Source organism: Pseudonocardia nigra (genome assembly GCF_019396355.1).
In the GTDB taxonomy this organism is placed as follows: Bacteria; Actinomycetota; Actinomycetes; order Mycobacteriales; family Pseudonocardiaceae; genus Pseudonocardia; species Pseudonocardia nigra.
In genome coordinates, this window is the sequence record NZ_JAHKRK010000370.1 from 1 (window position 1) to 3,983 (window position 3,983).

A 3,983-nucleotide genomic window follows, 5' to 3' on the forward strand; every position below is an offset into this window, starting at 1 on the left:
CAAGGGCCACCGCGCGGTCGCCACCCGCTACGACAAGCGCGACTACATGTTCCGCGGAACCATCGACGTCGCCTCGATCAGGAACTGGCTCCGCGACCCCGTCCCATGATCCAAGGGACACGCTCTACACCGCTACCGAGCTCATTGCGGCCGGTGTCGACGTCCGGACAGTCGCTGGCCGACTCGGTCACGGCGGTGGGGGCACCACGACCCTGCGGGTCTACGCGGCGTGGGTGTCGGAGTCAGACTGTCAGGCGCCACCGAGGATGACGAGGTAGGGGCTGGTTCGCGCCGTTGAGCGTGCAGATCCGGGTGGGTTCTGGCGAGTCGTGTTGACCGTGTTCGTCGGCGCCGCCACCGTGACGATCTTCGGGTCGGGTAGGCCACGGCCCTCCCGCTGTGTCCTTGGCCGGAAGCGTGCGGGAGGGCCGTGTGGTTGCGCTCGGAGGCGCGATGCTCACGGTAGAGACCGACGCTGACGCGGTCGAGGAACGGCTGCGTTCGGGCGGGTTGGCGTGTCCGGGATGCGCGGGGGCGCTAACCGGGTGGGGTTGGGCCCGCGCCCGCACGGTCCGTGGCCCGGACAGCCCGGTACGGATCGCCCCGCGGCGGTCGCGGTGCACCGGCTGCCGGATGACGCATGTGCTGCTCCCGGTGCTGGTCCTGGTCCGGCGCGCGGACACCGCGGCGGTGATCGGGGCGGCGCTCGCGGCCAAGGCCGTCGGGCTCGGGCACCGCCGGATCGCGGCGCGGCTGGGTCGGCCGGCGGGGACGGTGCGGGGCTGGTTGCGGCGCTTCGCCGGCCGGGTCGAGGCGGTCCGCGCGGTGTTCACCCGGTGGTGTCGGGCGCTGGCGTCGGATCCGGTGCTGCCCGGGCCGGCCGGGTCGGCGTGGGCGGATGCGATCGCCGCGGTCACCGCGGCCGCGCGGGTGATCGCGACCCGGTTCTCGGTTGCCTCGCGGGTCGGCGAGGTGCCGGTCTGGCATGCCGCCACCGCGGTCTCGGCGGGCCGGTTGCTGGCACCGGGCTGGCCCGCTCAGACCGGTCAGAGTGGATCAACACGAGTTGCCCCTGATCCTGGGTGATCGTCCTCGGTGATCATCGCCACTTGTCCTGACACGGATGAGCGAGACGACGACAACGAGGAGGTGACTCATCCGATGGCGGTGAGACACGACGAAGTAGCAGTACGAGCGGAACGGGCCCGGGCGATCGGGCTGTTCCGCTACCAGCTGATCCGCGAGCCGGCCGATCCGGCGCTGTCGACCAAGGCGCGGGGCCGGTTGGTGCGCGAGATCGCCGCCCGCGAGCACCTCGACCCGTCCGGGCGACGCCGGCGGATCTCCCGCGACACCCTGGACCGCTGGATCCGGGCGTGGCGCCGGGGCGGGTTCGACGCGCTGATCCCGGATCCGCGCCAGTCCTCGCCCCGGTTGCCGCTGGAGGTGATCGAGATGGCGGTCGCGCTCAAGCGGGAGAACCCGGCCCGCACCGCAACCCAGGTGCGGCGGATCCTGCGCGCCCAGATGGGGTGGGCGCCCGGGGAGCGGACGTTGCAGCGCCATTTCGCCCACGATCCGCAGATCGCCGCCATGCTGGGCGCGCTCGCCGCCGGCGGGCCCGGCTCCGAAGTGGTGTTCGGCCGGTTCGAAGCCGAGCGCCCGAACGAGTTGTGGACCGGGGACGCCCTGCACGGCCCGCGCGTCCCGGGTTCCGCAGCTGAGAGTCGGCCTGGACACGGAATCTGGGGTTTGACCTGCGGGGACGCATGATCTCTTCCTGGTAGGCGTGTGTCCAGGTGGTGGTGTTTGTGCTGGTCAGAGCGTTGTTGGCGGCCCGAGTTCGATGATCTTCTTGGGTGGGTCGATGCCGAGCTTGCCCAGGATGGTGCGCTGCGCGGGGGTGAGTTCGGTGCGTTGGCGGAAGGTGCCGGCGGGGCCTTGGAAGGTGCCCACGTGTAGTTCCTGGAGGTCGTCGCGGAGCCGGTTCCAGGTGTCGCCGGTGCTGGTCTCGGCGATCCGGATCAGCAGCAGAGCCAGCCAGCAGAGGATGACGTGGGCGCGGATGCGGTCTTCGAGGCGGTGGTAGACCGGGCGCAACTCGAGGGTGGTCTTCATGTCCCGCCAGCCGCGTTCGACCTCGAGTAGTTGCTTGTATCCCAGTGCGATGTCCTCGGCGGACAGGTCGGGGTCGGAGCAGCGCAGCAGGTACTTGCCGTCCAGGTTCGCCTCGGCGTTGATCTTCTTCTTGTCGATGCGCAGCAGCCCGCCGGGGGTGACGCGCAGGAACCGGTTGAGCCCGGGCATGGTGGAGATCCGCCCACGCAGCTCCGCCCGCTTCGTCGGGGTCAGCCGGTCGGTGTCGGCGATCAGCGTGGTGAGCTTGCCGGTCATCACCTCGCGCAGTGCCCGGTCACGGTCGGCCTGCTCGGGGTTGTAGCAGATGATGAACCGTTCATCCTCGGCGATGCGAACCTCTTTGACCTGCAGGTTGTCCCGCACGTGCTGGTAGCGACCCTGTCGTGACAACGCGGCGGTGGCCTCCGCGGATCCCGACCGCAGCTTCTCCCCGATGATGTAGTGCCCGCCGCCGCGGCGCAGCTCCCGACGGTTCTGCGCGGAGGAGAACCCGCGGTCGGCCACCCACATCACCCGGGCCAGGGTCCAGTCCCGCATGTCTTCGCGGGCCTGGCGGATCAGCGCCGAGTCGGTGGTGTTGCCCGGCCAGCACCACACCCGCACCGGGATCCCGGCCCGGGTGACCGCCATGCCGATCACCACCTGCGGCAGGTCGTCGCGGGAGTCCTTCGACTTGCCGTAGCTGCGAAACCCCACCCGGTCGGTGCCGGCCTCGTTGCCGTCGTGGTCGGTGCTGGCGTCGGCGGGTAGGTCAAGGGCCGGTCGGCCGCGGGCGTCACGGGCCAGCGGGTCGTCGGCCTCGTCGATCTCAAAGTAGGTGGAGGTGGTGTCGAAGAACAGCAGGTCAACCTCGCTGTCGAGCAGGGTGGCGACCTGCCAGAACACCTCGCGTTCCAGCTCGGGCGCGATCTCGATCAGCCAGTCCATCGCCCGGTAGCAGGCATCATCGGAGGTCTCGGGCAGCCCGTCGATGTGTGCCCGCCGGGACACCCAGCGGGCAGCGGCCAGCTTCGAGCCCGGCTCCAGCGCCCGGTTGGCGACCAGTGCGAACAGCACCCGCTCGACGCGTGGGTCGAGCTTGCGCCCGGCCAGCAGCCGGGTCATCACCGCGTCGATCCCCGCCCGGTGCCACAGCTGGTCGAGCACCAGCGTCCCGCCGACCGGGCGGGAGGAGACGAACGCCAACTCGGCCGGCGCGGTCGCGGCCAACGCCGTGGCCGGGTCCAGCAGCCGCGACAGCGACGCGACCAGCCGCTTGATCGCGTCGCGGTCGAGCTGATCCTCCCGGCCGAAGCTGTGCAGCACCTTGGGGCGGGAGGTCTTCGTGGTCGGGTCCCACTCGTTGTGGGTCAGCTGCAGGTAGCGCACCGCGGTGCCGTCCTTGTTTCGCCGCGTCGACACCCGTACGTGCACGTGTCCAGACACTACACGAGTTCACGCTGCTCAAGCATTCGAACATCGATCGAACGTGTGTCCAGTAAATTCCGCGAATCCGAGCCCACCTCGAAGCGCTGACCTGGGACGATACCGCGGCGTGTGTCCAGATCAGGCTATTAGCTGCGGAACGCGGGCGCGTCGGCGGGCGCAAAACCTACCTCTTCGCCTTCCTTGATGATCACTCTCGGGCGATCGTCGGGCACCGCTGGGGCTTCGCCGAGGACACCGTCCGTCTCGCCGCCGCGCTGCGCCCCGCGCTCGGCTCACGCGGCATCCCGGACAGGGCCCCGGCGTTCTTGCCGTTTGGGTCTGATGTCCGTTTTGCCCCTGGTGGTGGACTCGTTTGAGGGGCCGGTGTGAGGGGCGAGCGCGACCCCTGGTGATCTTTCAGGTGTTGAAGCCGAAGA

At 70.1% G+C, this 3,983-nt stretch carries 3 protein-coding genes; 2 read left to right on the plus strand and 1 reads right to left on the minus strand.

Annotated features, from left to right (window positions below; genetic code table 11):
- Nucleotides 1–633: 633 nt before the first annotated feature.
- Nucleotides 634–1,086, plus strand: coding sequence for a helix-turn-helix domain-containing protein (locus tag KME75_RS40400; RefSeq protein WP_219420281.1), 453 nt, complete (start codon nucleotides 634–636; stop codon nucleotides 1,084–1,086).
- 75 nt (nucleotides 1,087–1,161) lie between these two features.
- On the plus strand, nucleotides 1,162–1,773 hold the full coding sequence (locus KME75_RS40405; protein ID WP_246633763.1) for a helix-turn-helix domain-containing protein: 612 nt from the start codon (nucleotides 1,162–1,164) through the stop codon (nucleotides 1,771–1,773).
- 45 nt (nucleotides 1,774–1,818) lie between these two features.
- Here the strand turns inward: KME75_RS40405 and KME75_RS40410 are convergent, their stop codons facing one another.
- A complete protein-coding gene (locus KME75_RS40410) occupies nucleotides 1,819–3,552 on the minus strand; it encodes an IS1634 family transposase (protein WP_443690193.1) in 1,734 nt (577 codons plus the stop codon).
- Nucleotides 3,553–3,983 lie beyond the last annotated feature (431 nt).

Coding starts and splice junctions, on each gene's coding strand:
- KME75_RS40400 (WP_219420281.1), top strand. CDS start 634: ATGACGCATGTGCTGCTCCCGGTGCTGGTCCTGGTCCGGCGCGCGGAC.
- KME75_RS40405 (WP_246633763.1), top strand. CDS start 1,162: ATGGCGGTGAGACACGACGAAGTAGCAGTACGAGCGGAACGGGCCCGG.